This is a genomic window from Pseudomonas sp. 910_23 (assembly GCF_052850795.1).
Genome location: NZ_VXCZ01000057.1, coordinates 1 through 262 on the forward strand (window position 1 = coordinate 1; position 262 = coordinate 262).

At 56.1% G+C, this 262-nt stretch carries 1 protein-coding gene; it reads left to right on the forward strand.

Annotated features, from left to right (window positions below):
- Positions 1 to 81 precede the first annotated feature (81 nt).
- Positions 82 to 262, forward strand: a 181-nt coding sequence (locus tag FW800_RS27315) for a ParA family protein (protein ID WP_446438868.1), incomplete at its 3' end; no start/stop codon positions are given.

Genomic DNA, 262 nt, shown 5'->3' on the forward strand with positions numbered 1-262 from the left:
TGGGATTTGACCCAGCAATCCAAACGCTTAGCGCGCTTAGCATGACGCCATCTCTAATCCTTCGATTCAGAGGTAAGGCCAATGAAAGTAGCTGCAGTCGTTTCAACCAAAGGCGGGCCGGGGAAAACCACGGTTGGCGCCAATCTAGGCGCGTTCTGCGCCGACGCGGGTCTTCGTACCTTACTCATCGATCTCGATACCCAGCCGTCACTGTCCTCGTTTTATACGCTAACGCATGAGGCGCCGGGCGGGACCTACCAAC